This is a genomic window from Dapis brunnea BLCC-M229, assembly GCF_050015995.1.
GTDB lineage: Bacteria > Cyanobacteriota > Cyanobacteriia > Cyanobacteriales > Microcoleaceae > Trichodesmium.
The window spans coordinates 106966-133485 of sequence record NZ_JBNHEP010000047.1 but is presented as its reverse complement, the minus strand read 5'-3'; the positions used below and the strand labels follow the sequence as shown (position 1 = coordinate 133485).

The window sequence follows — 26520 nt, the reverse complement described above, 5'->3', positions numbered from 1 at the left end:
TCCAACCTTTGCGGATCTCGATGGGGATGGGGACTTAGATCTGATTGTTGGGGAACTTGCAGGCAATCTCAATTACTTTGAGAATACAGGTACTGTCACCAACCCCATATACCTAGAACAAATCGGCACTGACAACCCCTTTAATGACATTGATGTGGTGAAGTTTCGGTCTAGCACTCCAAACTTTGCCGATCTCGATGAGGATGGGGACTTAGATTTGATTGTTGGGAACAATGACGGCGATCTCAATTACTACCAGAACAATAGTAATAGTTTTCCCACCGTTGATAATCCCATCAGCGATCAAAATATTGATGCCTACACTCCCTTTAAATTTGAGATTCCTGAGGACACCTTTAACGATCTTAATGGCGACAATCTGAATTTCACAGCTATTCTCGCCAATGGAGACCCTCTTCCAGACTGGTTGACCTTTGATGCCACAACTAACACATTCAGTGGTTTTCCCACCAGCACCGATCTAGGCACCATTAGTGTTTCAGTCACCTCTGATGATGGCGTGAATAGTACTGTCAGTGATACCTTTGACCTGGTTGTCAACTTCCCCAGTAATTCTATTACACAGACTCTTCTTGGCACCAGTGGTGACGATTCTCTCACCGGTGACAGCAACAATGAAACCATTAAAGGCAGAGCTGGCAATGATACTGTCCTCGGTAAAGGAGGCGATGACAACCTTGCAGGTGGTAGCGGCAATGACGACCTCAGAGGAGGTAGTGGTAATGACATTATCTCCGGCGATGGCGGCACTGACGAACTCCGGGGTGGTAATAACAACGATACTCTATTTGGTGGTGGTAGTAGTGACGAGCTACGGGGTAATGCTGGTGATGACCTGCTTGATGGTGGTAATGGCGTTGATATTCTCTTGGGTGGTCAGGGAAGCGATCGTTTGATTGGTGGTAACGGTCAAGACTTCTTAACTGGTGGTGCTGATGCAGATGAGTTTGTTCTTACCCCCAATCAAGGACGAGATACTATTAATGACTATGAAGACGGCACTGATTCTTTTCTTTTGACCGGAGGTCTAGGTTTTGCTGACTTGTCCTTCCAGTCTAATGCTGGATCTACTTTGATTAAAGCTGAAGGAAATACTTTAGCCAGGTTGTTGGGAGTTGATGCTAGCGTTCTGGGGGCAGAAGACTTCACCACCGTTGCCGACCTTATAAGTTAAGATTTCAACCCCAGCAATGGGTGGCTGATAGGTAAGCTACTTGTTGGCAGTTGTGGGGCAAGGTTCACCCAGGGTAGAGGGTTTTTCTACCCAATGTTTACTTTTGTTGTTGATTAACGAATTATCATGAGCATTTTTAACGTTAACGAGCAAACCGGCACTAATAATCCCTTTGATGGCATTGATGTGGGGTACTCTAGCGCCCCTACCTTTGCGGATCTCGATGGAGATGGGGACTTAGATCTGATTGTTGGGGAACTTGACGGCAATCTCAATTATTTTGAGAATACCGGTAGTACCACCAACCCCCTCTACCTAGCACAAACCGGCACTGATAACCCCTTTAATAGCATTGATGGGGAGTATAGCACTCCAACCTTTGCGGATGTTGATGGGGATGGGGACTTAGACCTGATTGTTGGGGACTTGTACGAACCTCTCAATTATTTTGAGAATACCGGTACTGTCACCAACCCCCTCTACCTAGCACAAACCAGCACTGATAACCCCTTTAATGGCATTGATTTTGGGTACCTTAGCGCCCCTACCTTTGCGGATCTCGATGGAGATGGGGACTTATATCTGATTGTTGGGGAACTTGACGGCAATCTCTATTACTTTGAGAATACCGGTAGTGCCACCAACCCTCTCTACCTAGCACAAACCGGCACTGATAACCCCTTTGATGGCATTGATGTGGGGAATTTTAGCACTCCAACCTTTGCGGATCTCGATGAGGATGGAGCCTTAGATTTGATTGTTGGGGAAAGTTTTGGCACTCTCAATTACTTTGAGATCAATAGATTTGATTTTGTAGAACAAACCGGCACTAATAATCCCTTTGATGGCATTGATGTGGGGTACTCTAGCGCCCCTACCTTTGCGGATCTCGATGGAGATGGGGACTTAGATCTGATTGTTGGGGAACTTGACGGCAATCTCAATTATTTTGAGAATACCGGTAGTACCACCTATTCTTTGACGGCAGTCAAGACGGTGGCTTTGGTACCGATGTCAAGGGCATTGACTTAACCTTTAGTCAGATTTAATCAGGCATTATAGCAACCGCCAAGGCGGTTAGGACATTTTTTAAACCTTATCAAAATGGACACCCACTATTTAGCTATGGTAGTCAGTTCGACCGTGACAGCCTTTGGACTTGATAACGCCGACGTTACCAGGTGGAAGCAGGAACAGAAATAGACTAAAAATCAGATAATCATAGATTTTATTAGATTTTTGTAGATTTCAGGGAACGGCTAAGGCTGGCCTTTGCAGACGGGATTACTACCTCAGCGGTTGAGGACTTGGTCGCACAGGCGCCATAGTCTGGGAGACTGCCCCTGCCCTCCTGCCCTCCATTGAGTTCCGATGGCGATCGTACCTCAATGGAGCATTGGGGCTTTTGCGGCGAACACTAATCAGATCTTTTTGTCAGAGTCGTTATTCGACGGTGGCAATCTCGATCTCGCCGTTGCGGTGCTTTTGGAAGAAATTGGCCATAGTATGGTAAAATATTTCTTTCAAATAGAATATTTTAGGAATGCTCAAAAATAATAGAATTGATTTAGAAATCTGAAATTGAAAGTAGTTTATAGTAAAAAAATAATCTTACTAGAGTTGTCAAATACTGTAGATTTCCTAGAATGAATTTTTTGATGAGATTTTTATAACTTCTTCCTTCTTCCTGACATTTTTTTCTCAGAGCGATCGCCAATCAAAATATCTCAAGTCAAATTACAAAGGCGATTATGAAAAATTATAAATCTGAAATCTAGTCGAATATAAGAAGTTTAAGTGGGTAGAATAAATTGATTTATGAGATTTTTCCAACTTCTTCCTTTTTTATTCTTTCTTCTTCCTTTGTGGTATGTCTTACAGTGAATTTACTCTCTCACAACTAGAATCTGAATTTAATCTGATACTTCAGGAGAGAATAGAATTATTTAAGTCAATAGAATCTGTAAATCCTAGTGCTTTACTGAAATAAATTTTAGCTAAAAATATTCCTTTAGCATTAGAAATTGATACAGAAAAAGCTCGTTTCCTGACGGAATGCTCCGCAAACATAATTGATTATTTCTCCAATTATTGTAGAACTCAGAAAATACTTTAATCGGCAAATTAGTTTATTTTCTGGGACAGAGTTTAATGTTGATAAAAGCAAGGGATTAACAGGAAGATGTGATTTTATAATTAGTTATTCTCCGAAACAGTTAGAAGTAACTGCTCCTGTGGTGACCATTGTTTAACCAACAAAAAAATAATCAAATTTCTAGTGTTTATGGAATTGTGAAAAATAGTAGTAATTGGAAGTTTTTAAGGTTGATAGAAAATCAAGTTGATATTGAAGTGGGTGAGCATTTTATTGGAAATTTAGAATCTCTATTGGGAATTTTAATTTATATAATTGATTGTTTGTAGTAGGGCTAAAGCCTTAATTTATAGATAGGGATGAAGCCTTATTAATAACTTTAATTATAACTATTTAACCGGAGATTATATAACCTCACAAAAAATTGAAGTGGGTGAGCATTTTATTGGAAATTTAGAATCTCTATTGGGAATTTTAATTTATATAATTGATTGTTTGTAGTAGGGCTAAAGCCTTAATTTATAGATAGGGATGAAGCCTTATTAATAACTTTAATTATAACTATTTAACCGGAGATTATATAACCTCACAAAAATTAGAAGAATGTTGGGTTTCGGTTCCTCAACCCAACCTACAATATTTAAGATTTTTAGTTCTAACTTAGTCTCTACCAAAATCGTAACAAATTACGTTACTGCCTCTTCTAGCAACTTTTCTGCGACCTTTAGCTTCCCCAACATTCCTAGCTTCTTGAATTGTTTCTTCTGTCAAGCCAGCTTGCTTGGCTCTAATCTCTACAAGTTCTAAATTTTGGCGTTCAGCCTCAATTTTTCTCTGTCTATATTCATATGCCGAGTCAGTCTCGTTATTGGGGTAAGGTGTATGATATTCACAGTAATAATTTGCTGATGCCTCCTCTACTTTTTTCAGAAGTCCTTGCTGTTTCATATTTCCAATACTTTCACATGATGAGGAGGAAAGAATTACCCCGACTAAAACAAATATCTTGACAATATTGAATTTATTTACGCTATACATAAAAGCAATTTTGATAGATGAACTTAGCTTAACTTTTCTTCCAGTATAATCTTTTGTTTCCAGGCACAGCTAACGTAAAATATCCTATTAAATCTTATGTTTTCTAGACTAATAACTAATATTAAAGTCTGAAAATGTCGTGAATTGCCGTGTAAAATTAAGTTATAATACCTAAAACTTAACTATAATCTGGAGTTTATGACTATTGAAGAGGTATTACAATTAGCAGATCGGTTAGTTTTCGAGGGAACTGGTAAACACTTAGACGATCTTCAACAGGTAGTTATTCAAGGAGTCTGGCAAGGTAAAAGTTATAGTCAAATTGGAGAAGAATGTCATCGCAGTGAGAGTCGAGTTAGGGATGTGGGTTATAGATTATGGCAAATTTTATCCAAGCAGTTAGGGGAAGATATTAATAAAAATAATTTTCGCTCAACGATAGAAAGATTATTTATAAATTCATCATTTATTAATTTGTTTAATCATAAAAATCATCACCATATTTTTAATTTCTGTTCGCCAATATCTGAGCAACCACAACAACAACCAGGTATTGAAAATAAAGTTGACTCTACATCCTCCTATGAAGATTTAGGAATAGCACCTAAAATTAATTTTTTTTATGGCAGAAATGAAGAGCTGAAAATTATCCATGATTGGATATTTTTACAAAAAGCTCATTTGATTAGTGTTTTAGGATTAAGTGGAATTGGTAAAACAACTTTAGTGAAAAGATTCATCGATTTAAACAGTAAATATTTTGATGTTCTGATGTGGAAAAGTTTAAGATTTCCTCAACCGTTAAATTTGCTTTTAACTGAAATATTCAATAATTTTTCTCTGGGAAATGATAGTGTCGGTCTTAATGAAGAAACCTGGAGAAAGTTATTTGATATTTTACGCCAGAAAAAATGCTTAATTGTCTTTGATGATGTTCACAATATTTTTACAGAACAACAATTTGCCGGACAGTATCAACCAGAATATAGAGATTACAAAACATTCTTGAAAATGATGACTGAGATTGAACATGAAAGCTGTTTAATTTTAGTCAGTCACTGGTTATTCAAAGAGACATGAAATTATATCATGTCCGGATAATTAGTGATAAAAAAACTTTCTCTTCATTTATAGCTTAAAATTCCCTCCTCATAACTCATAACTCATTACTCATTACTCATTACTCCTCCATTTTTATTTATAACTATTCAACCGGACATGATATTACATGGGCAACCCAGAAACCGAGTTTTTTCGTAGATGTCTATATATTGAAACTATTTATTCTAAAAACCAGGTTTCTTTGCGTAAGTCCTATTAACAAAATTAAAGTCCATCACTGATAATTGATAACTGAATTAACCCATCCCTGGCAATACTATCCTCAACACATCTGCACTTACCTTATCTGTCACTGTCACTACTCCTACTCCAGTCGGTAAAACAAACCGCACCTTACCTGCTTTTACCTTTTTATCAGTCTGTAAAGAAACCAAAATATCCTCAATATCCAACCCACTCGGCAACTTTGTCGGCAAACTAGCTTTTTCTATCAAACCTAACTGACGGCGATCGCTCACCTCATCCCACATTCCTAACTCTACGGCTAACCGACTTGCTGCCACCATCCCAATACCTACCGCCTCCCCATGAGTCACCACAGTATAACCAGTCAAACTTTCCACTGCATGACCTATGGTATGACCATAATTCAAAATTGCTCTTAACCCAGACTCTTTCTCATCCTTTGCTACGACATCTGCCTTACTTTGGCAAGACCTAATCAAAATTTCCTCTAATAACCCTGGTGTTAAATTATTAATTTCATCAAGACCCTGACTATTCTCCATCTGAGCAAATAATTCCGCATCCCAAATTACTCCATATTTAATTACTTCTGCCATCCCTCCCCGAAATTCTCGCACGGGTAAAGTCTTTAGTACCTTTGGGTCAATTAATACTAGACGTGGTTGATGGAAAGCACCGATAAGATTTTTTCCTTGAGGATGATTAACTCCCGTTTTTCCCCCAATAGCAGCATCCACCATCGCCAGAAGAGAAGTGGGAACTTGTACCACATTCAAACCACGCAACCAAGTCGCCGCAGCAAACCCAGTCATATCTCCAACTACTCCACCACCAAGAGCAACCATTGTCGAAGAGCGTTCCAGACGATGTGCTAAAGCTGCATCATAAATATTGTGAAGAGTTTCAGGAGTTTTATATTCTTCTCCTGCGGGTAGGATGCAGTGAGAGACATCAAAACCTGCTTGTTGGAGTGAGGCGATCGCTCTTTCCCCATAATGAGCAAATATTTCTGGGTTAGAGACTAGCAAGACCTGTTTGCCCAGATTAAGAGGTAGCATTTTTGGGCCAAGTTGGTCGAGGTTGCCGGGGGCGATCGCTATTTCATAGGATTTTTGGGGAAGTTGAACAGTTATGGATGCCATGAGTGGTTTAGGACTTTGCTATTTTGAACAATAAATATTAGACTTAATTTTATAGTTTTATTCGCCATTTTGGAGAAAAATTAATGACTGTTGAAGGAATTATTGCTTTTTTTGTCTTATTTGTTGCTTTTTTAGGTGTAGCTACAGTTTTAATGTTTGGCTTGCGTGCTGTTAAGTTAATCTAGAATTGTAGAATTTCTCCCGTTAGACTTTTGATAGTTTGACGGGGTTTTGCTGCATGAAAGTTGCGATTCCGGAACGGATCGCGCAGGCGAATCACAGTTTTCCCCTGACTATAAGCTTTTACAGAAGGCCAAAATTATTATTATATCATGTATTAATTATAATTCAGGAAACAATTATGAAACTCGCGTACAAACTTTTGCTAATCCTGGCTGCATCTGCCCTCTTTTTCCCACAACCGACATACCCACAAGATTCAAAAAAATGCGATCCTGAACCAACGGACATGGTAGTTAATTATGGAGACCACTTGACTTGTAGCTTAGAAGGCAGCGGAGATTCCGATATTTTTCGTCTCAAAGGCACTGCTGGCGATCGCATAATCTTTAGAGTTAGTAGTGTCAATCCTTCTGATGTTGGAAATGACAATGAAAATATAGTTGAAGTCATCGATCCCGAAGGAAAGACTCTTGCTTCTCAAAGCTCACATGGTGTCAGATTTGAATTAGCTTTAGAGCAGACAGGCAAATACACTTTCGTGGTTTCTAATTTTGTTCCAGTTGACTATTTAATTGAAGTTTCTTGCGTTACTGGAAGTTGTCTTGCCAAAAATAGCCAGTAATAACATCTAAATTATTCTCACAAACCATTGCCCACCATGAAAGAAATATTAACAATCTCGGCAATTTTCAGTTTATTATCTTTCGGTTTTTAGTATGTAGCGATCGCCTCTACCAGAAACCTCCCACCATTTACCACCATGCAGTTGAGTCAGAACATTTCATTAACGCACCCTATAAGATAAGCAATCGTACTTGAGAAAATCAATAAAAATCTATTGCCAGAAATTAAGCGTGCCAGGTCAGTAGAAATGTAGCAGGCTTCTCGCAAAGTTATTTATTGGGGTTTTTTTTAGCTCCCTTAGAGGTTGTTTGTAAAGAATTATGAAGTGTTTTTACCCCTGGTAAATTGGGTTGTGCAGACTGCAAACTCACCGGATAAATAACCAAGTTGTTACAATTCAAAAGGCGATACAGCTGTCGCTAGGCTCCGCCAACGCTTTCCCTTACAAAACTTTACAAAGAGTCTCTTAGCGTTTTTGGCGATGTTTTAAGACCATTGAACCTGCACCAATACTACCTAATGCTAGTAGTCCTAGGGTTGATGTGGGTTCAGGAACACTTAAAATTGGACTATCTTCGGGCGTTCCACTAGGATTTACGACAGGAGGAAAACTAGGTCTATTTTTATTAGCAAAATCTGTATTACTAACCTTATCAATCATAAAAGTGTGTGAGAAATCTCGATTATCTTTTTTTCTTGTGTATTTATCAGTAATAGTGCCCGTTTGTTTTAGCACATCAATCATACCTTCAATCCCCATATCTATAAAACTAGATGGAGGTTTGGGGTCAAACATAGTGTCTTTAAAAGTCATTTTTTCAATATTCCAATCGTTACCAAATTTGACATCTGTTATTTTTATATCTTTTGTTTCCCATCCATTCCATTTATCAAAACTATTTTTTTCTGCATCTTTTTGGGTGAATTTTATTGTGCCAGATTTAAACATATCTTGACTATCTTTCTCTATATTGTAAGAGGCATAGATATCAGCTTTAGTATTGCCATAGTAGGACGCTTTACCACTAATCTCAAACCATCCTTTCATTGTTGCTGCTTGTACAGGAGATTGAGTTGCTCCTAATAAAGTCAAAATACCTAGCAAACCTTTAATTGAAAACTTGTTCATTTTGAATCTCTCTAAATAGGGCAATTTTTTTTTGTTCTACCGAACACCTGTATATATTTGAGACTATTTTATGACTCTATTTTGTCTAAGTCCCATTATTCTTCAGAATACAGAAGCTATCTAATAGCGATCGCTCATTTATCTGTTCACCTATCCGTTCATTTACCTATTCAATCTGTTCAGTTACCTATTCAAATTGTTAAATTTGTTTACAATTACCCTGCACAACTGAGCAAAACTGTAAACTTAAAGTAGTATAGACAACATAATCATCTTGCAAAGTTCAAGTTTTGAACTACCCTGGGGCACTACCAAGTAAATAGGCATGACCAGAATATTGCCATATCAACCCAGTAGAAAGTAAAAATTATGGGCCTCAGAGCATCTCCACAAGGACTAAAAATTGTGGAGCGGGCTAGAATCAGGAAAAACTGGACAAAAGCCTCTCCCCAATGGTTACAGGCTGCTTATACCTCCGAAGCAACCTTGAGAAGGTTTTGGCGCAGAGAACCAATTAAACAACAAACTTTTCAAGATATTTGCAAAGCTGTCAATGTGAATTGGCAAGAAATTGTCGAACAAACCAAGGCTATAGCACCAGACTCCAATTTTGTCGGACGGGAAGAGGCGATTAATGACCTTAACCAACTTACTGCCCAAGGGGCTAAACTGATTCTCATTCAAGGGCAAGGGGGTATAGGTAAAACTACTTTAGCCCGCTACTATTTTGATACTCAAGGGTTTGATTTGGCGATCAAATTGCATATCGCTATGGAAAGAGAAAATATCATCTCTGTGGAATTAGCTATAGAGGAATGGTTGCAATGCTATTTTGCTGAAGATCCGGGAAGAGAATTTGGGATTACTTTAGATCGGTTACGACGTAAGCTCGAAAGTAGTAAACAAAAAATTGGCATACTCATCGACCGTCTGGGAACAGCGTTGCAAAGAGGTCGTTTTGTTCCCCAGCATCGCTGCTACGCGGAACTTTTGAGGATGCTAGCAAACCCCAGTTTAAACTCTGTCACTCTAATTACCAGTCGCGAACAATTATGCGAGTCTGCTGTTATCGTTGAAACTTATCGTTTGCCAGGGTTGAGCGAGGCAGCTTGGCAAGAATTTTTCTACACTCACCAGGTTGAGATAGATACTGGTGCTTTAAACGAAATGCACTATACTTATGGTGGTAATGCTGAAGCAATGTGTATTCTTGCCAATGCCATTCGCCTCGACTTTGCAGGAAATTTACACGCATATTGGCAAGAAAATCGCCACGACTTGCTGCTCGACCCTACTTTGGAAAACCTGATTGAAGGGCAGTTTGACAAACTCAAGGGTGATTATCAGCAAGCTTATCAACTCCTTTGTCGCTTAGGATGTTACCGCTATCAAGAAATTCCTATTTTAGCAAAAGGAGCGCTTTTATGTTTGTTGTGGGATGTACCAGCATCGCGCCGAGAAAGGGTAATCAAAGCTTTACGCGATCGCGCGTTAATTGGGTGGGATGACGGTGGTTATTACCTCCATCCGGTAATGCAAGCTAAAGCTAAGGAGAGATTAAAGGAGGAAATTAGCAATGAAAAGCAGCAGTCTAAGGAATGGTTGTTAGCTAACCGCGCTGCTGCCCAATTCTATCTCGAACTCTATGAAGTTGAGAAAGTTGACTCGGAAAAATCTCTGAAATATGCTTTTGAAGCTATTGAACATTTGGCAGTTATTAGAGATTTTGAGGAGTGTTGCAATGTTTTATTGTTCCAGGTTTTAGCTGCAGATAAAATTGAAAATCTTCGGGGAACAGCTAATCTGTGGAATAATATGTCGCGGTTTATTTCTAGCAGCGAAAAAATTATAAATCACTTATCAGGAATAAAAAAAGCTCTCCTTTTTATCCCTCTAGGAACAATTTATTCAGAAGTTGGTAAGAATAGTCAAGCACTAAAAATTAGTGAGCAAATTCTTGCCATTACTAGCCAAAAATATGAGTCAGAGGAACAAGTTACTTTTGCTCGGATGTCTGCTTATTCAATCGCCGGTAAAGCTTATCGTTATCAAGGGAACTTACACAAGGCTGAAGTGGCTTGTCAACAAGCTAATAAAATTGCCTCAAATTCAGGTAAAAATTATTGGCAAGCTCTGGCAGTTTATGGTTTAGGAGCAGTTTATCTCGAAAAAAATAGACCTAGGAAAGCTTTGCGTCATTTCCTGGCAGCAGCAGCTTATGCCAAACTCGGTGGCATTACTCAAGAGTTGAAAAGGGAGTTGAAAAAGCTATTTCGATTACTATTTAATCCCAAAATTGAGCAAATAGCTGAAGTTCAAACATTCTTTCAAAAATATAATCAAAATGAGCTAGGAGACCGGATCAAAAAGTTTAATATTCTCTGGAATATTGCCAGATGTTTTAATGAGATGAAATCTTTTGAAGTGGCTAAGAGGGTTTTAGATTTAGCTCAAAGATTGCTCAAGCAAGAAGATAATAATCAACAATGTTTATTAGCGTTAGAATTAGCAACTTACTACTCTGGCAAAAAGCAAATACAACTAGCACAAGAATGGTATCAAAAAGCTTTGGATTTATCTGTAAATCAAGGCGAAAAATGGTCAATAGCTTATCCTCTACAATGTTATGCTAATTGGCTTTACTCTCAAAGTCAATATTCAGAAGCTCTAGCAAAATATAGACAGTTAGAAGAGTTACTGCAAGGAACTGAATTTTGCTCTATGCAAGCCTATAATTACTATTATCTGGGTTTAACTATTTTACAAGTTAATCCTGAACAACAGCAACAAGCTCACAAGTATCTGAAAAAAGCAAGAAAGATTGCTACAGAGATAGGATTAGTATTTTCTAAAAGCGTAGAAAATGATGCAGAGTTGTTTTATGTTAAGTAATACCGTTCCGTGGAAGTAAAAAGTAAGATTTTATAAGCTAAAATTGGTATTACCAAACTTCCCACATACAAATGTACTATAATTTCTCTTGAAAGCAGGTCTATCAATTTCAGCAAAGCCAGGACTTAGGCATGGGTACTACATATAGCGCAAAAAACTATAACGTTATAGTTTTTGAACTCTACATATATGGTCTATGCGTAATATCATGTCCGGTTGAATAGTTACACTTTGGACTCAGGAAGGCAGAGGGTAGAAGGCATAAGGTAGAAGGCAGAAGGGCAAGAAAAGTTAAAAGGGAGAAGGTTTTTTATCACTGATTATCCGGACATGATATAAGTCCTAAAACCCTAACTAGGACTTACACAAAGAAACCAGATTTATCTAATGTGGGCAGAAGACCCGCGCTCTCCTGCCACGGGAGCGTCGTATGGGAATGCCAACCCATGCTATAATAAAACTATGAACGTGTTAGTAATAGATCAAAAACATTGAAATCCAGATACAAATATCGCATCTACCCTAATCATATTCAAATAACGCGCATTAAATCAACTTTTTGGTTGTTGTCGATATGTTTGGAATCAATCATTAGCACATTGTAATCAGTTGTATATTTCTGGAGAAAAGAAACCTTCATATACTGATTTAACTAAGCAATTCATCACAAGCGCTAAGAAAGAGTTGGTTTGGTTAAAAGAAGTAGCTTCTACTCCACTACAACAGTCTCTCAAAGATTTAGACGAAGCATATAAAAACTTCTTTAATAGTTGTACTCGCCAGAGTAAAGGGACTAAAGTAAAACCTCCTAAATTCATGCATTAGAAAGTCTAGACAAGCTGCTAGATTTGTCGGAGCTAATTACAAGATTGGTCAAGATAAAATCTATCTACCAAAAGTAGGTAAAATTCAAATAGTTTGGTCAAGGCCATTAGCTAGTCAGACTACTTCTGTAACGATCATCAAAGATTCAGCTAATAGATATTTTGCTAGTTTTGTAGTGGAAACTAATGCGGAATTTCTACCTAAAACTGATAATTCAATTGGCCTTGACTTAGGCATTTCTACTTTTGCAACTTTGAGCAACGGTGAAAAGATTAATGCACCAAAACCACTTAAAAAGAATCTGAAAAAGTTAGCTAAGTTTCAGCGTAAGTTTGCTCGAACTGAAGTAGGTAGTAAACGCCGCGATCGAGCTAGGTTAAGAGTAGCTAAACTTCATACAAAATCAAAGATATTAGGACTGATTTCTTACACAAATTTTCTACGGATTTAGCTAAAAAGTACGACACTATTGTACTAGAAGATTTGAATGTTTCTGGCATGATTAAGAATCGCAAGTTAGCTAAAGCAATTAGTGATTTAGGTTGGAGACAATTTAGAACTTTAACTGAAGCAAAATGTGAGAAATATGGGAGAGAATTTAGAGTTATTGATAGATGGGAGGCAACTACAAGAAAATGTTCTCATTGTGGATTTAAAGGAGGAAAGAAAGAACTAAATGTTTCCTGCGGAATGCTGCGCAAACGTGAATGGACTTGTTTAAATTGTGGAACATTTCACGATAGAGATATCAATGCTGCTGTAAATATTCTTAATACTGAATCTGTTGTAGAAACAGTTAATCAACCGATAACCAAGGTTGAGACTAAAAAAGTATTAGATAATCCTGTGCAGCTATCACTTTTCAATAAAGTCGCCGTTCGCGTAGCGTCCCGGAGGGAAGGGTCAACGGTCGATTATTTATCGGACACGGAGGAGACGTAAGACTGGTTCTAAATCAGCAGATTCCCTAGATGTGTCAACCCGCCCTAAGTTTAAGCAACTTCGGTTGTTTTGATGGATGGGAATCCCGCATCATAATCTCTGATTTGATGTCGGGAGGATGTCAACAACTAAACTTTGTCGTTTGAAAGACAATTATCAAGGCAATAAACTCGGTTTATTGATTAGTTTGCCCAAGTCCTGAGAAATTTTTTGATGAACTAAATGTCTGTATCTATAAACTTCTGCACTACTTCCAAAGGCAAGGAAAGAGCATTTGAAACTTGTTCGGCAGTTAAACCCATACTCAATAAACGAGGAATAGCTTCTTGCTGCTGTTGAATAATTAAATCTCTTTCCCGTTCGAGTTGTTGACGTGCAGTTGCTTCCCGTTGGGCATTTTGTTTCTCACGCTCTTTCTGCTCCAGAATTTCTACATAAGTGCCAAAACGTTCCCCATCTGGTCGATAAATTTCTAATTCTTTACCTTCTTTTTCAAAACGAATTCCGATTCTCGGACTTACCCAACCCTCCATTTCTTCTATCTCAATCATCACTTCTCCTTGACGCCACCATCCTTTTAATCTCCCGGTGTCTGGATAGTAGACATAATATTCTTCGACTCCATATTCGGAATAAAACTCTAACTTTGTTACTTCCAACTCAGTAATAGTGTTACTAGGAGAGGCAATTTCAAATACTACTTGGGGAGGAATATTCTCTTCTTCCCACTGTTTATAAGAATGTCTATCTCCTTGAGGGCGTCCAAAAACTACCATAGCATCGGGAGCTTGTTTTACCCAAGATTGTTTTTCTTTGGGATACCAAAATAAGTCTCCAGCAATAAAAACATTGGGGTTATCTTTATAGATACCAGCAATACCTCCCACAATAGTAGTAATAAAACGAAATTGAATGGTGTTGTCTGCCAAAGGTAAACCGTCACTTTCTGGATAAATAATTTCTGTTTCTTTTATGAATGTCATTTCAGTTACCTGATTTTTTTGTTTTTGTAAGTAACCGCTACTGGATTTTTAATATACTTAATAGTAGCATAAATATAATTTTACGGGGGACAGAAAATTAGGAAGGAAAGTTTGATTTTTTTCAGAATAGACTACATTCTTTTAGCCAATAACTTATAACTAATAATTGATTCTCATCCCAATTTCCAAAGTTTAATAGTTTGATCAAAACTACCACTAGCTAAAATTTCTCCATTAGGACTAAATGCAACGGAACTAACCCACCGAGAATGTCCTCTAATAGTGCGTAAAAGTTTCCCTGTTTCTAGATGCCAAATTTTGATGGTATGGTCGTTACTTGCACTAACTAAAGTTTGATTATCTGGACTAATAACTACAGAATTAATATCATTAGTATGACCGCGTAAAGTGCGTAAAAGTTTTCCTGTTTCTAGCTGCCAAATTTTAATAGTTTTATCGCTACTACCACTAGCTATTTTGTTTCCATCAGGACTAACAGTAACAGATAAAATTCTGCCGTGATGACCGACTAATGTATAAATTTCTATTCCTGTTTCGAGATTCCAAGTTTTAATATTATTGTGACTACCTGTGACTAAAATTTTTCCATCAGGACTAATAGTAACTGCATAAATACTGTCAGAATGCCCCCGGAAAGTATGCAGCATTTTCCCTGTAGGTATATGCCAAATTTTTATAGAATCATCACTACTGCCACTAACTAATTTTTCTCCATCAGGACTAATAGCAATAGAAGTAACTCGGAGAAAATGACTCTGCAAAGTTAGTTCTGTTTCTGTTTCTAAATGCCAAATTTTAATCGTGCCATCGTAACTTCCACTAGCTAATATATTTCCATCTTTGCTAATAGCGATCGCCACTACATCATTAGTATGACCTTCAATTATGCCTAATTCTTCTATTTCTAATTCTTCTCCTATTTCCAGATGCCAAATTTGAATAGTACCATCACCATTACCACAAGCTAAAATTTCTCCATCTTGACTAATAACTACAGAATAAACTCTTTCTGAATCTGTACTCAAAGTTTCTTCTAAGGAAATTCCGTTTGGCAAACTCAACCTTAAATGTTTGGGATGAATCCGAAAATAACCAATAAAATGACTGCCTCCTATAGCTATGATTAAAATTATTCCTCCTACTATAAATTTTCCTTTATTTTGAGATAAAAATTTCTCTAGTTTGTCATATTGAATTTGCCTTTGCTGATTTTCTGGAGAAATTCGTTCAGGATTTAATCTCTGTTGAAAATGACTAAAAATTTGAGTAACACCTAATCCCATAAATAAAATTGCAGTCCCTAAGAATAACTTTCTCTTAATAGGAGAAGATTTTTTAGGAATTAATGGTTGAGATAGATTATCTTTTAATTTTGCTAATCTTTGTAAGAGTATCTGAGTATTTTTCTCCTGTTTTTCTGAGATTAAATCATCAATAAAATCTGCTAATTTTGGTGAAATATTAGGAATTTTGCTTCGCCAGTTTAATGTATTACTCTCAGAATTTAAGAATGTAGATGGCAGTTGACCAGTTAACAAGTAAATAAACGTATATCCTAGGGCAACAAAATCTGATTCTGCTGACTGTGGTTCTAGAGAAAAATTAGTTAATGTTAATTGCCAATTGGGACGAAGAATAATATTACTCGGTTGAATATTTTGATAGAAAAATTGTTTTTTGTGTAATAAGTCTAATATTTCTATGAGTTGAGTTAACCATTCAAGAGCTAATTCTTGACTGAGAGGTGAATTGTTTTTTGCTAACCAAGTTTGTAGGTTTTCTCCAGGAATTTTTTCTATAACTAAACAGTGTAATTTTTGATTACTATTTCTCGGCAAAAATGTAAAATATGCACCAGGTTTTACTTGGGGAACTCCAGAATGATTAAGTTCTGCTAATACCTTCACTTGTTGTTTAAATTGAGAAATAAATTCTTGACGATCTATATGTAATACTTTGAGAATTTCAGTAGTTTCTTCTCCTTGTACTTGTACTTCTACTTCGTAGATAGCTACCCCACGATCGTCGCTAAGTTTTTTGACAACTTGATATTTCCCTTCTATTAATAATTTCGAGCCACAAGCTGTACAATATAAAGGATTATTATGATTTTCTGGGTCAGAGCAATTAGGATTAATACAGTAGCTCATAATCACTGCCAATTGTTTTTCATAATTATAGCTAATTCTGGGTTTCGGCTGTCGTCAATATCAAATACTCTATTAGACATCTCCAACAATAAAAAATAAAATCTATTCTTATGGAGAAATTATCAATTATTTCTCCCTATTCCCTGTTCCCTCTTTTCTGGAGATGTCTATTGGTTTAGTTTACTATTACTATAGAAATCAGGAATTTAGATGTCATAATTTGACTATTCAGGACTTACGCAGGGATACTATATATAGAGTTAAAAAACTGTAGCGTTATAGTTTTTAACACTACATACATTGTCTCTTGGTAAGTCCTGTATTCCTTAAAAGTCTAGAAATAATACCAAATTCATGCATAGGCAGTTACCGAATAATTAATAATTAATAGTTAATAATTAATAATTAAGAGTTGATAGTCAGTAATTATTCATTCAACAATTCACGCCTTGAAGCCTCCCCTTGGATAGCGGTCGAGGGATGCCGAGGTCTCCTCGGCATATCCAATCGACCAAGAGAGGGGAAAAATCAAAAATTTTCCTTTGACTCAATCCTATCCGTTTTAAGAAGGGGTAATTATTAATTATTAATTGTTCATTGTTAATTACTGAATTCTCCCCTACTCCCCTACTCCCCTAGTCAAAAAATTGTAGTAAACATTTATCAAACTGGTATTATATGTTCCCTGTTCCCTGTGTCGTGACTGTAGCAATATTTTATGAAATTGGTATAAGATACAGTTTTTTCTTTCTTCCCTATTCCCTAAAAATATCCAATATCTCACAATTTAAATTATATTCCTACATAAGTTCACTTTTGGCAATACCCACCCTACATCAAATATTACTCTAATTTTAAAAGATTCCTGGATATGTTCCACCATCTATAAGAAAATTTTGACCTGTAATGTATCCCATTTGAACACTACATAAAAATGTACATAAATCCGCTAATTTACTCGCTTCACCAAATCTGCCTGCAGGATTTTTAGTTATCATTTTTGCTTTGACTGCTTCTTTTGTTTGACCGATTTTATCAGCTCTTTTTTCTATAAATGATTCCAAAGTATTCGTATTAAATGAACCAGGCAAAAGATTATTTATAGTAACATTATTACGTATACTTTGACGAGAAATATCTGCAACAAATGCAATGAGACCAATTTTGGCTGCGCCTGACAAACCCAATCCTTCAACTATCGTTTTGGTTGTTCTAGAAATGATATTAACAATCCTACCAAATTTACGTTCGATCATTCCATTGATGGTGGCTTCAATCATTTCAATAGGTGTAATTGTATTTGCGATTACAGAATTAATATAGTCTTTTCTATTCTATTCTATTCCAATCTGAAAAATCACCTGAAGGGAAACAACCTGGATTATTGACAAGAATATCTGGATTTGGACAGGCATTGAGGACAGCTATTTGATATTCTGGAGTAGTAATATCACCAACAACTGGCGTTACTAAACTACCTGTTTTGTCGTGAATTTCTTCCGCTGTCTGCTTTAAGGTATCTTTGCTACATGCGTTAATTGTTATCGAAACTCCTTCTATTGCCAACGACATCACACAAGCTTTACCAAAACCTCTGCTTGATGCATAAATGATTGCTTTTTTTCCTTTTAATCCGAAATCCATGACTTGTTTATAATAACAGTATTCGTTTGATAATTTTAGGCTTATTTGTCACAAACATACCAAGATAAAATTAATGTTGTGGTTAACTTGGCAGACGCATAATCTATAAAGATGTATTTCGAGTTGATGAAAATTTATGATTGTTCGCCATAGAAATTTTGTTCTTATTTTTTAGGTAGATGGAATATTTTCCAGGTTCAATATTTTTTTCTAAAAACCCTGCTTTTTCGAGCATCGTAGTAACAGTTTGATAACTAAGTAATCTCAGCTTGACTGTTTGTTGCGCCAATAACTCTTCATATTTATAAAAAGAATAATTACTATTAGCATAAAGTTTATTTTAAATTAACTCTGTATCAACAATTCTTTGATAACAAAGGTTATTATCTAATTTCACTAAATTGATGCTATCTAAATTAGAATAACCCATTATTAATATGCCATTTTCTTTAAGATGCTTGGCAACACAGTAAAAACTTTTTTGAATATCTACTGAACTCAAAATGTTGCTCCCAAAGGTTTTTTTTAAGTTCATCATCAACCAACATAAACCAAGCACCTCCACGAGAATAAGCAACATCAAATTGTTTGCCAATATCTAATTCAGAGATACTTTGATAATGTAAATCAACTTTCTGTTCCAATCTCCTCTTAGCCTGTTATAATAAACTTCTACTATTATCAATTCCAGTTATCTTGTATGAAGGTTCAATTTGTAGTAAATGTTCTACAGTTAACTCAGTACCTATTCCTATATCTAATAAATCTCTATAATCTCCAACGATCTTAGCAAGTTCAGTAGCAATTTCATGATAATTTTTCTGTGATTGCAAAACGTCATCATAAAACTCGGCAAATCTTTGGTATTGATCGCTCATTCTTTTGATTAATTCTCTTAGAGGGTCATGTTTTCAAAACCAGTGATTAAGTATAGTAAGAGTTAGACCGGATATTGTATGGGAGTATCCTAATTTGGCAAATTCATCCCTGGGAAGAGCAACAAGGTAGAAAGCTTTTTATATCAAGGCTTAAGTCTGCTTGTCACACCTTCAGTCCCCTATCTTTGAAATGGCGGATGTGGTATTTATCCAGTATCTCCACCAAGTCCCGAATTAGTGACTGGCCAGCAAAGAACATTGACTTGGTATATTCTATTTCCAGAAGGAGAGATAATTAACGATAAGCCTCGTCCGGGACTTCACTTGTTTAGATTGAATTATCTCTAACTTATACTTGACCATATCTTCTGCTGAAGAAGCTGTTAGAGTAACCAACCTACTTTAACGGTTTACTCAAAATAATTAGTTAAGCCAAATAAATTGTACATTTTCTGGTCAAGTAAAATAAATAGGCCAAATTATTTTTAGCTCTACTGCTAAAGTATACAAGTATATTTTTCTTTCCTATTCCCTATTCCCTGTTCCCTATTAACAAATGTTAAATTAATTTTGCACAGGTACTTATGTTATGTTTCAGGTATATGTACAATTATTTTATAAAAATAAAAAATCAAAAAATATAAATCAAATTGTAACAGTAGGCAAACTTTAATGAATTGAAAATAATTTCAGGTGATTATTTCATAACTCAGGGTGCAAAATTATTTCAGTGAATTGCTATGAAATCTCTCTTAAGTATCATCACAATTTTTTGACCATCATTTCACAGATTGAGTAGGGACTAAGGAGCTAAATAGTCAACTTATAGTCCAAACTTTTAATTATAAACATACCCAACCCAAGAGATAGTCAAATAATCTAAAATAAATGTAAGATAGTAATTTTGTAGCTAAAATTTTCTGAATTTGCCTATTTTTAACTAAAACTAGCAATGCTCAGACTAAACTATAATTACCTACCAGTCTGTAAAAGTTGCCTCTGAAAACTCCTGAGAGAACATCATGCTCCACCACAAATCTACTTTTTTTATTGTTACATGGTTGACTTTCTGCTGCTTTTCTCCAACTGCGAGTAGAGCCATAATTTATGATTCCAGGACAGGGGAATTCAGTAATCGTACCTTGACAAAAACAGTAAACCTACAACAATCTCATCAAAATTATCCAGTTCCTCTGTATATTGCTCAAGATAGTGACTCAAGAGGCCAGGAATCTGAAAAGACCAAGAAAAAAAAATCGGATTCCTCTGATTCAAAAGTGCCTCAACAAGTTCGTTCCATACTCAAAGCTCTAGGAGGACGAAGAACACTATTTCTGTTGAGTATCATATCTGTTCTGGTCACTGGTACAGTAGTATTTATTTTACTCAAGTTGTTTGACGATCATCAACCCAAAGACTTAGATCCAAAAGACCTATCATCTCGAGAGAAAATACCAGAAGCAACTTCTCCTAATTTAAAAACTAACTATCCCAATCTTAATTCCCTTCAATGGCCAGTACCTCGCGAAAATTATGCCATGGCCAATACAGAAAATTCTTTAGATGCTTCTTTTCCTCCACTACAAGCAGAGTCAAGGGAGAATACTGATGTCCCAATTTACCAAAATAGCTCCCAATTGCATCATCAAGATATTGAAGCAGAAACATTTCCTATAGTTGATAGTAATTTTTCTATTGATCGCCAAGAAAATAATAATTATGAGCAAAAAGAAAATAATAACTATGAGCAAAAAGAAACTCCACTAAATTTATCAAAATCAACTGAAGAAAATTATATAGTTCAAGATTCTGACAATATTCCTCAGAAAAATAACTATCTTGTGCCTCAAGTTAATATTGTTGAACAATTGATTAATGAGTTACAAAATTTTGACCCGGAAAAACGGCATCAAGCTATTTGGGAGCTGGGACAAAAAGGAGACTCTAGAGCTGTTCAACCATTAGTTAATTTACTCATAGATTCTGATTCTAAACAGCAAAGTTTAATTTTAGGGACTCTCTCAGAAATTGGCACTAAAACATTAAAACCAATGAGTAGAGCTTTAGCAATATCACTTCAGAATGATAATGCAGAAGTTAGAAAAAATGCTATTCGAGATTTAACACGAATTTATGAGTTAATCATTCAAATAACGAACCTATTGCAACAAGCAGAGTATGACCCAGATCCGGAAGTTGAAAAAACAGCAAAATGGGCTTTAGAGCAGTTAAGTAGAATTCACACGAGGTAAGTTGAAAAATTACAACTTACAGAAAATTTCTATCTTTTTTTTATCAGAAAAATTATTTAGGGTTTGGTGAAAAAGTCTTATGGGTGAGGGTAGAATTCAAAACTCAGGAGGAATAGGAATTACAGAGAAGGTAGTAGGAAGAATTGTCCCTTGATTTTCCGCTCTTCTCCTGAAAATCCTTCAATTTTGAGCTTAAGGAAGCGAAAAACAGGCACTTTTTTCGCTCTAAAAAGGCTTTAGCCTTTATATGTAAATCCTTTCTTTGGGACTTTGGGAGTTAATCAGCAGGGTCTATTTATTTATTATTTTATATATTAGAGACTAAATGTATCAGTAATACCAGGGGCGATCAATGTTTACTACAAATCAAGTTCCTTGATTATAACTGCTGATTTTTTCCAGGTAAGTCCTTGATTTGATTGAGGGACAAAATCTATCATTTTCCGTAAGCATTCAGCCGTCAGCTATCAGCCGTCAGCATATTGCTTTTAGTTTTAGATAAAAGCTTTACTAATTTAGGAATAGTAGAAATCTCCGATAATCAAAAATTAAATCAATTCTTTCTCCCTGCTCCCTGCTCCCTGCTCCCTGCTCCCTGCTCCCTGCTCCCTGCTCCCTCTTTTCCGGAGAGGCATAGTTTATACTTGCTATAAAAGCTGACTGAAACAGTCTATATTCATCAAAACCCCTTCATCAGAGCTGAGAGCTGACAGCTAATAGCTGAATGCTTACCATTTTCCTTCTTTCTTTCTTACTGGAGTTTAGACTAAATTTTGGAATCTTCAAATAATCTACCCAGAAGCAATGAAGACTTGGAACTCATAACCCAAGGGTAATATCAGGGATGCGAATGTTCTCAATGCTCTTTATGATTTGTATTTTTTAGGGAGTTTGGGTGAGGACTAGTGCCGCTACGCGGAAGTTAAAAGTCAAAAGTTAAAAGTCAAAAGTATTGATTAGTAAGGTTTTTAGGATTTTGTAACTGGTCAGTTATTTCCGCCATTCTGCACTAGGTTATTCGCTCCTCTTCAAAAAGTCTTGGAATTGCACAATTAACCCATAGCACAAGCGGGCGGATAATTAACTTAAAAGTCGTTGCAATGCTTATACATAAATAGTTTCAGCCAGGGAATGACTATCTTACTATTCTCCCTCGGCAAGTTTTCGGCCTACTGTAATTAGTCTAAACTCCAGTTCTTACGAAATAATCCTAAAAAATTGACAAAAATATAGCTAGTCTTCTGTAGGGGTTTGCTAACCAAATCCCCTACCATAACAATATTTTTTCCAAATAGTATTATATTGGTAATTCCTAATTATTTAACTGTCAAAGTTCGCAGACGATTGATCGCTGCAACCAACTCAAAGCGTCGGAACAGAGCTAAATCTCCTTGTGGAAAAGGAACTAAAACATCCAAACTCTTAGATTCAATATCTGCCATGACAGCATCAATAATTTCTAATAAAGTCCGATTACCATCCATATATTGTTTTTTAGCATAAACCATAGCTGCACCAATTGCCCTAAGTTGGTCTTTACTCACTAATTGTTCCACTGCAGAAAGGTCAACATCTTCATTTCCAAATACTACCTCGTCAACATCCCGCACTTTTAAACGGACATCTCGTCGCCCCCGACTAGGATCTAAACTTGCTGGTAGTGGTATTCGCGCTCGAATCTCGCCAAATTTTTCACCACCTTCAGCAGTACGACCAGTAACGTATTTTTCGGCGATCTCCTTAGCTTTTTCTGTAACTTCTTGTGCTTGGAAGTTTTCCATCGCAATGATTTTATCTGCCATCTCAAAATAGTCACCACTACCACCCATAACTAAAATAGTTGAGACTTGATAATCCGTATATAACTGTCGTACTTTATCAATAAAAGGCGTAATTGGTTCCCGATCTTTAGCAATAAGTTCTTGCATTCGGCGATCGCGAATCATAAAATTAGTAGCTGCTGTATCCTCATCTACTAATAACACAGGGGGAGTAGCAGTAGTTGCAGTTTCTTCGGAGTTACTATTTCCCAGACCCGCCTCCAAAGCTTCCATAATATTTGCAGCTTGAGATGTACTACCACTAGCATTTTCAGTAGTAAACTGAGTAGTCGAACGACCTTGAGGCAACTGATTAATAAAAGGAGAAATATCTACACCAGCAACACTACGACCATCCTCCGCTCTAATTTTAATTGCTGCCGGATCTGTCACTACAAATTCACGTCCATCACCTGGAACATGATTATACACCCCTAACTCAATTCCTTTGAGGAGAGTAGACTTACCATGATAACCACCACCAACAATTAATGTCACCCCTCTAGGAATTCCCATACCAGAAATTTTACCTTGATTTGGACATTCAAACTCTACTTCTAGAGAAGGGGGAGACTTAAATGGGACTACTTCCTCAGATGACAAAGGGCGATCGTCAACCCCACTCCGACGTGGTAAAATTGCCCCATTAGCCACAAAAGCCACTAAATTTTTTTCTGGCAACTGTTTCCGTAACCAATCTGTATCTTCTACAGTTTCGACATGACGGCGACAAGCATCAGCATCTAATTGTTCATATTTGAGACTCCGGTGAACAATATAAGGAATATCATCACAAAGCATTTCTGCTGCTTGCCTACCTAAAATCCGACGACCACCAGCAGGTAATCCCACTATTAATCGGACTTCAACACCCTTTTGATTGCTTAATTTTATTGGTTTTGCTCTTTGTAAAGCTGGGTTTGAACCAGGCTCAGGTTTAGGAGCTGGGGGGGCTAACTTAATCAGGTATGTTGATGTCCTTTCCAGAACTTCTTGCCCCATTTTCGTAATTGCTATCATCCCACTCTTGCCAGTGCCACGACGTCCACTAACTTCGTAGGCCAATCTGTCAAATTTACGAGTTAGGAAATCTCGTAGGGCCATTTCCCGAATGGGATTTTTATAAAGTTCTGGAGGAAAGCCAGTAACTGTATAAGGCACCTGTACCCGAAGCTTACTAGGGGCGGCAAAGGGGTCTCCCTGAACATAGTCAATAATTAGGGTAAAGTCAGGAAATTCGTAACTACCTTGAATGTCTCTGTAGGCTTTGTAGTTACCGTTGTCTAAGTCTAAGAGTTTCCGCCTGAGAGTTTGTTGATTAGTCATTTTTCAGGTGCCAGATGTCATTTCAGTTATCAGTTATCAGTTATCAGTTCCTCTGGCTGTTTGCGCAGCATTCCGCAGGAAAGTCAAAGGCTTGAAATACTGAAGTTTATTTTTTTATCCCCCTTCAAGGGACAGGAGACCTTATTTTTTGGTCATTATAAGATTTCGTAATTTAGATTTTGTATTTGATGATCTATCTTTATAATCAGTGCCTGTGGGAATACAGAATACTTTATAGATCAGAACATAATCTTTAATCAGTAACCAAAAACCTTACACTAAAATTTGTAATTATGGTCTAATGATAACCATTATTTTCAAAATCGTATAAGTTAATCAAAACTATTAATCATACTTTAGTAAAAGTGTAATGTCAAGCATACAAATAGGATAAAAAAAGATAAAAAAGATTTTACTACTCAGTACAATCAAATGATTTCGTTTAATTTCGTCATACTTAAAGTCAGATAACGAAATTGGGTATCAGACAAACAATCAATCCAACTATCTAATCAACAGCAAAAGTGATGGAACAATTCATAGGTCAAGTTTTACACGATCGCTATCGTATCCAATCTGTACTTGGTGGGCAAATTGGTCGTAGAACTTTTCTTGCTAATGACTTACAAACAGATTTGTTGGTTGTCGTTAAGTTGCTGCTGTTCAGCCCCGACTTTACTTGGGAACATTTGAAACTGTTTGAACGGGAAGCTGAAGTGCTGAAATTTCTCGAACATCCCGCTATTCCTAAATATCTAGACTACTTTGATGTGGAGATCCAGTTAGGAAAAGGTTTTGCCTTAGTTCAAACTTATATTGAGGCTAAATCTTTATCCGACTGGATACAGTCTGGTCGTACCTTTAGCGAAGACGATATCAAAGCGATCGCCAAAGAGCTATTAAAAATTTTAGATTACCTGCATAGCCGCCAACCACCTGTTATTCATCGAGATATTAAACCCAGTAACATTTTATTAGCTGACCGCAGTGGTCATAGCATTGGGCAAGTTTACCTGATTGATTTGGGTTCAGTTCAAACAGCAGTACATGGTGGAACCAGGACAATTGTTGGCACTTATGGCTATATGCCTCTTGAACAATTTGGGGGACAAACTACACCCGCTTCAGATTTATATGCTTTGGGAGCAACTCTTATTTATTTGGCAACCGGACAACATCCCGATGGATTACCTCAAGAGCAGATGCGTATCAAGTTTGAGGAATGGGTTAATCTCAGTCCACATCTAATCGACTGGCTGAAATCAATGACAGAGCCAAGTTTAGATTTACGGTTGAAATCGGTAAAACAAGCATTAGAAGCTCTGGAAAATCAGCTAGCTGTTATTAGCAAACCTTATGGTAGCAGAGTTCAAGTTACGAAGACTGGACAAATGTTGGAGATTGTTTTTCCGCCACGGGGTTTCAATTTAGAGCTAATCCTCATCATTTTGTTTGCATTTCCATGGTATTTCGTTTTTGGCAATGGGTTTATTGCAAGCTGGAATTCTGGTGATTGGTTATCTGTTCTATTTGCACTTTTTTTCTTGCTGACAGGTCCGGCAATGACTTGGACAATTATCTTGATTTTATTTGGAACAATTAGATTTCGTATTACTCAATCAAAGATTTCTCACTCTTTGGAAATATTCGGGTTGAGGTGGTGGCAATTAACTGCACCTAGACAGAAGATTACACAAATTGAAATCACTCCCTCATATATAATAAAAGAGAGCGAAGGAGGTACTCTTTGAGTACCTCCTAAAATTAACATTTGGGTAGGAACGAATAAATTCACAGTGGGTGATAATTTAAGATGGAATAATAATTTCGACTTGACTCCCCCTGAGCGTGATTGGCTTGCTCAGGAGTTAAGCTCCTGGCTAAATTTACCGATTAGCAAGGATTTTTAATAAAAAATTTTGACTTGCCAAAAAGTTAAAATTTAGGAGGGTAAAAGAGTTAAGTCTTGGAAAAAGATGAAGAATGCTTAGAGGTCTTACTCCCACCACAATGGAATAAGTCGGAAGTAGTCAAATATGATAATTGCTAACTAACAACTTCTTAGAGGTTGTT

At 36.7% G+C, this 26520-nt stretch carries 23 protein-coding genes and 2 pseudogenes; 13 read left to right on the top strand and 12 right to left on the bottom strand.

The features are described 5' to 3' along the window. The 3 genes from ACP6PM_RS05035 to ACP6PM_RS05025 all read left to right on the top strand — a co-directional run. A partial coding sequence (locus tag ACP6PM_RS05035; protein ID WP_426582412.1) for a putative Ig domain-containing protein occupies positions 1-1195 on the top strand: 1195 nt, incomplete at its 5' end. Between the two features lie 126 nt (positions 1196-1321). Then, positions 1322-2227 carry an FG-GAP repeat domain-containing protein gene (locus tag ACP6PM_RS05030; RefSeq protein WP_426582410.1) on the top strand — a complete coding sequence of 302 codons (906 nt, stop codon included), beginning with the start codon at positions 1322-1324 and terminating at the stop codon, positions 2225-2227. 399 nt (positions 2228-2626) lie between these two features. Beyond that, positions 2627-2752: a hypothetical protein gene (locus tag ACP6PM_RS05025; protein ID WP_426582409.1), complete on the top strand. Its 126-nt coding sequence runs from the start codon at positions 2627-2629 to the stop codon at positions 2750-2752. A gap of 369 nt (positions 2753-3121) precedes the next feature. On the opposite strand, the gene ACP6PM_RS05020 is transcribed toward ACP6PM_RS05025, so the two are convergent. Next, positions 3122-3265 (bottom strand): hypothetical protein, encoded by a 144-nt coding sequence (locus ACP6PM_RS05020; protein ID WP_426582407.1) that lies wholly within the window; start codon positions 3263-3265, stop codon positions 3122-3124. 2 nt (positions 3266-3267) lie between these two features. Between ACP6PM_RS05020 and ACP6PM_RS05015 the strand changes: the two genes are divergently transcribed. Together ACP6PM_RS05015 and ACP6PM_RS05010 are read left to right on the top strand one after the other, a co-directional pair. Further along, the gene (locus tag ACP6PM_RS05015) at positions 3268-3447 is read left to right on the top strand and encodes a hypothetical protein (RefSeq protein ID WP_426582405.1); all 180 of its coding nucleotides are present in this window, start codon (positions 3268-3270) and stop codon (positions 3445-3447) included. Next, a complete protein-coding gene (locus tag ACP6PM_RS05010) occupies positions 3440-3619 on the top strand; it encodes a hypothetical protein (RefSeq protein WP_426582404.1) in 180 nt (59 codons plus the stop codon). Before ACP6PM_RS05015 ends, ACP6PM_RS05010 begins: the two co-directional genes overlap by 8 nt. A 331-nt stretch (positions 3620-3950) precedes the next feature. Here the strand turns inward: ACP6PM_RS05010 and ACP6PM_RS05005 are convergent, their stop codons facing one another. After that, positions 3951-4238, bottom strand: coding sequence for a hypothetical protein (locus tag ACP6PM_RS05005; protein ID WP_426582402.1), 288 nt, complete (start codon positions 4236-4238; stop codon positions 3951-3953). Positions 4239-4526: 288 nt separating this feature from the next. Between ACP6PM_RS05005 and ACP6PM_RS05000 the strand changes: the two genes are divergently transcribed. Further along, a complete protein-coding gene (locus ACP6PM_RS05000; protein WP_426582400.1) occupies positions 4527-5408 on the top strand; it encodes a helix-turn-helix domain-containing protein in 882 nt (293 codons plus the stop codon). Positions 5409-5686: 278 nt separating this feature from the next. Here the strand turns inward: ACP6PM_RS05000 and aroB are convergent, their stop codons facing one another. Further along, positions 5687-6778, bottom strand: coding sequence for a 3-dehydroquinate synthase (gene aroB, locus ACP6PM_RS04995; protein WP_426582399.1), 1092 nt, complete (start codon positions 6776-6778; stop codon positions 5687-5689). 83 nt (positions 6779-6861) lie between these two features. Here aroB and petL point away from each other — a divergent pair, with 83 nt between their 5' ends. Then, the gene (petL, locus tag ACP6PM_RS04990; RefSeq protein WP_293097775.1) at positions 6862-6963 is read left to right on the top strand and encodes a cytochrome b6-f complex subunit PetL; all 102 of its coding nucleotides are present in this window, start codon (positions 6862-6864) and stop codon (positions 6961-6963) included. 176 nt (positions 6964-7139) lie between these two features. After that, positions 7140-7583, top strand: coding sequence for a hypothetical protein (locus ACP6PM_RS04985; RefSeq protein ID WP_426582397.1), 444 nt, complete (start codon positions 7140-7142; stop codon positions 7581-7583). A gap of 468 nt (positions 7584-8051) precedes the next feature. Here ACP6PM_RS04985 and ACP6PM_RS04980 read toward each other — a convergent pair whose 3' ends face one another. Continuing rightward, positions 8052-8714, bottom strand: a complete 663-nt coding sequence (locus tag ACP6PM_RS04980; RefSeq protein ID WP_426582395.1) for a PEP-CTERM sorting domain-containing protein — start codon at positions 8712-8714, stop codon at positions 8052-8054. A gap of 369 nt (positions 8715-9083) precedes the next feature. On the opposite strand from ACP6PM_RS04980, the gene ACP6PM_RS04975 reads away from it, so the two are divergent. The 3 genes and pseudogenes from ACP6PM_RS04975 (at position 9084) to ACP6PM_RS04965 (ending at position 13373) form a co-directional block, all read left to right on the top strand. Beyond that, on the top strand, positions 9084-11606 hold the full coding sequence (locus ACP6PM_RS04975) for a tetratricopeptide repeat protein (protein WP_426582393.1): 2523 nt from the start codon (positions 9084-9086) through the stop codon (positions 11604-11606). A gap of 582 nt (positions 11607-12188) precedes the next feature. Further along, positions 12189-12431 (top strand): annotated as a pseudogene (locus tag ACP6PM_RS04970) (RNA-guided endonuclease TnpB family protein); the annotation flags it as partial. Positions 12432-12606: 175 nt separating this feature from the next. After that, positions 12607-13373 (top strand): annotated as a pseudogene (locus tag ACP6PM_RS04965) (RNA-guided endonuclease InsQ/TnpB family protein). Between the two features lie 218 nt (positions 13374-13591). Here the strand turns inward: ACP6PM_RS04965 and ACP6PM_RS04960 are convergent. The 7 genes from ACP6PM_RS04960 to ACP6PM_RS04930 all read right to left on the bottom strand — a co-directional run bounded on the left by ACP6PM_RS04960 (position 13592) and on the right by ACP6PM_RS04930 (position 20151). Next, positions 13592-14356: a Uma2 family endonuclease gene (locus ACP6PM_RS04960; RefSeq protein WP_426582391.1), complete on the bottom strand. Its 765-nt coding sequence runs from the start codon at positions 14354-14356 to the stop codon at positions 13592-13594. Between the two features lie 173 nt (positions 14357-14529). Beyond that, complete coding sequence (locus ACP6PM_RS04955) at positions 14530-16527, bottom strand: WD40 domain-containing protein (RefSeq protein WP_426582389.1); 1998 nt, start codon at positions 16525-16527, stop codon at positions 14530-14532. An 854-nt stretch (positions 16528-17381) separates the two neighbouring features. Next, positions 17382-17834 (bottom strand): SDR family oxidoreductase, encoded by a 453-nt coding sequence (locus tag ACP6PM_RS04950; protein WP_426582439.1) that lies wholly within the window; start codon positions 17832-17834, stop codon positions 17382-17384. A 22-nt stretch (positions 17835-17856) separates the two neighbouring features. After that, positions 17857-18171: an SDR family NAD(P)-dependent oxidoreductase gene (locus tag ACP6PM_RS04945; RefSeq protein WP_426582387.1), complete on the bottom strand. Its 315-nt coding sequence runs from the start codon at positions 18169-18171 to the stop codon at positions 17857-17859. 449 nt (positions 18172-18620) lie between these two features. Then, positions 18621-18815 carry a hypothetical protein gene (locus ACP6PM_RS04940; protein ID WP_426582386.1) on the bottom strand — a complete coding sequence of 65 codons (195 nt, stop codon included), beginning with the start codon at positions 18813-18815 and terminating at the stop codon, positions 18621-18623. Positions 18816-18830: 15 nt separating this feature from the next. Next, on the bottom strand, positions 18831-19049 hold the full coding sequence (locus tag ACP6PM_RS04935; RefSeq protein WP_426582384.1) for a class I SAM-dependent methyltransferase: 219 nt from the start codon (positions 19047-19049) through the stop codon (positions 18831-18833). Between the two features lie 976 nt (positions 19050-20025). Beyond that, on the bottom strand, positions 20026-20151 hold the full coding sequence (locus tag ACP6PM_RS04930; RefSeq protein ID WP_293103514.1) for a hypothetical protein: 126 nt from the start codon (positions 20149-20151) through the stop codon (positions 20026-20028). 40 nt (positions 20152-20191) lie between these two features. Here ACP6PM_RS04930 and ACP6PM_RS04925 point away from each other — a divergent pair, with 40 nt between their 5' ends. Continuing rightward, on the top strand, positions 20192-21301 hold the full coding sequence (locus ACP6PM_RS04925; RefSeq protein WP_426582382.1) for a HEAT repeat domain-containing protein: 1110 nt from the start codon (positions 20192-20194) through the stop codon (positions 21299-21301). Positions 21302-22617: 1316 nt separating this feature from the next. On the opposite strand, the gene ACP6PM_RS04920 is transcribed toward ACP6PM_RS04925, so the two are convergent. Continuing rightward, the gene (locus ACP6PM_RS04920; RefSeq protein WP_426582380.1) at positions 22618-24447 is read right to left on the bottom strand and encodes an ABC-ATPase domain-containing protein; all 1830 of its coding nucleotides are present in this window, start codon (positions 24445-24447) and stop codon (positions 22618-22620) included. Between the two features lie 527 nt (positions 24448-24974). Between ACP6PM_RS04920 and ACP6PM_RS04915 the strand changes: the two genes are divergently transcribed. Then, positions 24975-26198 (top strand): serine/threonine protein kinase, encoded by a 1224-nt coding sequence (locus ACP6PM_RS04915; RefSeq protein WP_426582378.1) that lies wholly within the window; start codon positions 24975-24977, stop codon positions 26196-26198. Positions 26199-26520 lie beyond the last annotated feature (322 nt).

Excerpts from the sequence above, each read along its gene's own strand:
- ACP6PM_RS04935 (WP_426582384.1), bottom strand. The coding sequence starts at position 19,049 with ATGAGCGATCAATACCAAAGATTTGCCGAGTTTTATGATGACGTTTTG.
- petL (WP_293097775.1), top strand. The coding sequence starts at position 6,862 with ATGACTGTTGAAGGAATTATTGCTTTTTTTGTCTTATTTGTTGCTTTT.
- ACP6PM_RS04920 (WP_426582380.1), bottom strand. The coding sequence starts at position 24,447 with ATGACTAATCAACAAACTCTCAGGCGGAAACTCTTAGACTTAGACAAC.
- ACP6PM_RS04915 (WP_426582378.1), top strand. The coding sequence starts at position 24,975 with ATGGAACAATTCATAGGTCAAGTTTTACACGATCGCTATCGTATCCAA.
- ACP6PM_RS04980 (WP_426582395.1), bottom strand. The coding sequence starts at position 8,714 with ATGAACAAGTTTTCAATTAAAGGTTTGCTAGGTATTTTGACTTTATTA.
- ACP6PM_RS05030 (WP_426582410.1), top strand. The coding sequence starts at position 1,322 with ATGAGCATTTTTAACGTTAACGAGCAAACCGGCACTAATAATCCCTTT.
- aroB (WP_426582399.1), bottom strand. The coding sequence starts at position 6,778 with ATGGCATCCATAACTGTTCAACTTCCCCAAAAATCCTATGAAATAGCG.
- ACP6PM_RS04955 (WP_426582389.1), bottom strand. The coding sequence starts at position 16,527 with ATGAGCTACTGTATTAATCCTAATTGCTCTGACCCAGAAAATCATAAT.
- ACP6PM_RS04960 (WP_426582391.1), bottom strand. The coding sequence starts at position 14,356 with ATGACATTCATAAAAGAAACAGAAATTATTTATCCAGAAAGTGACGGT.
- ACP6PM_RS04930 (WP_293103514.1), bottom strand. The coding sequence starts at position 20,151 with ATGGCTCTACTCGCAGTTGGAGAAAAGCAGCAGAAAGTCAACCATGTA.
- ACP6PM_RS05020 (WP_426582407.1), bottom strand. The coding sequence starts at position 3,265 with ATGTTTGCGGAGCATTCCGTCAGGAAACGAGCTTTTTCTGTATCAATT.
- ACP6PM_RS04945 (WP_426582387.1), bottom strand. The coding sequence starts at position 18,171 with ATGGATTTCGGATTAAAAGGAAAAAAAGCAATCATTTATGCATCAAGC.
- ACP6PM_RS04975 (WP_426582393.1), top strand. The coding sequence starts at position 9,084 with ATGGGCCTCAGAGCATCTCCACAAGGACTAAAAATTGTGGAGCGGGCT.
- ACP6PM_RS05005 (WP_426582402.1), bottom strand. The coding sequence starts at position 4,238 with ATGAAACAGCAAGGACTTCTGAAAAAAGTAGAGGAGGCATCAGCAAAT.
- ACP6PM_RS05000 (WP_426582400.1), top strand. The coding sequence starts at position 4,527 with ATGACTATTGAAGAGGTATTACAATTAGCAGATCGGTTAGTTTTCGAG.
- ACP6PM_RS04985 (WP_426582397.1), top strand. The coding sequence starts at position 7,140 with ATGAAACTCGCGTACAAACTTTTGCTAATCCTGGCTGCATCTGCCCTC.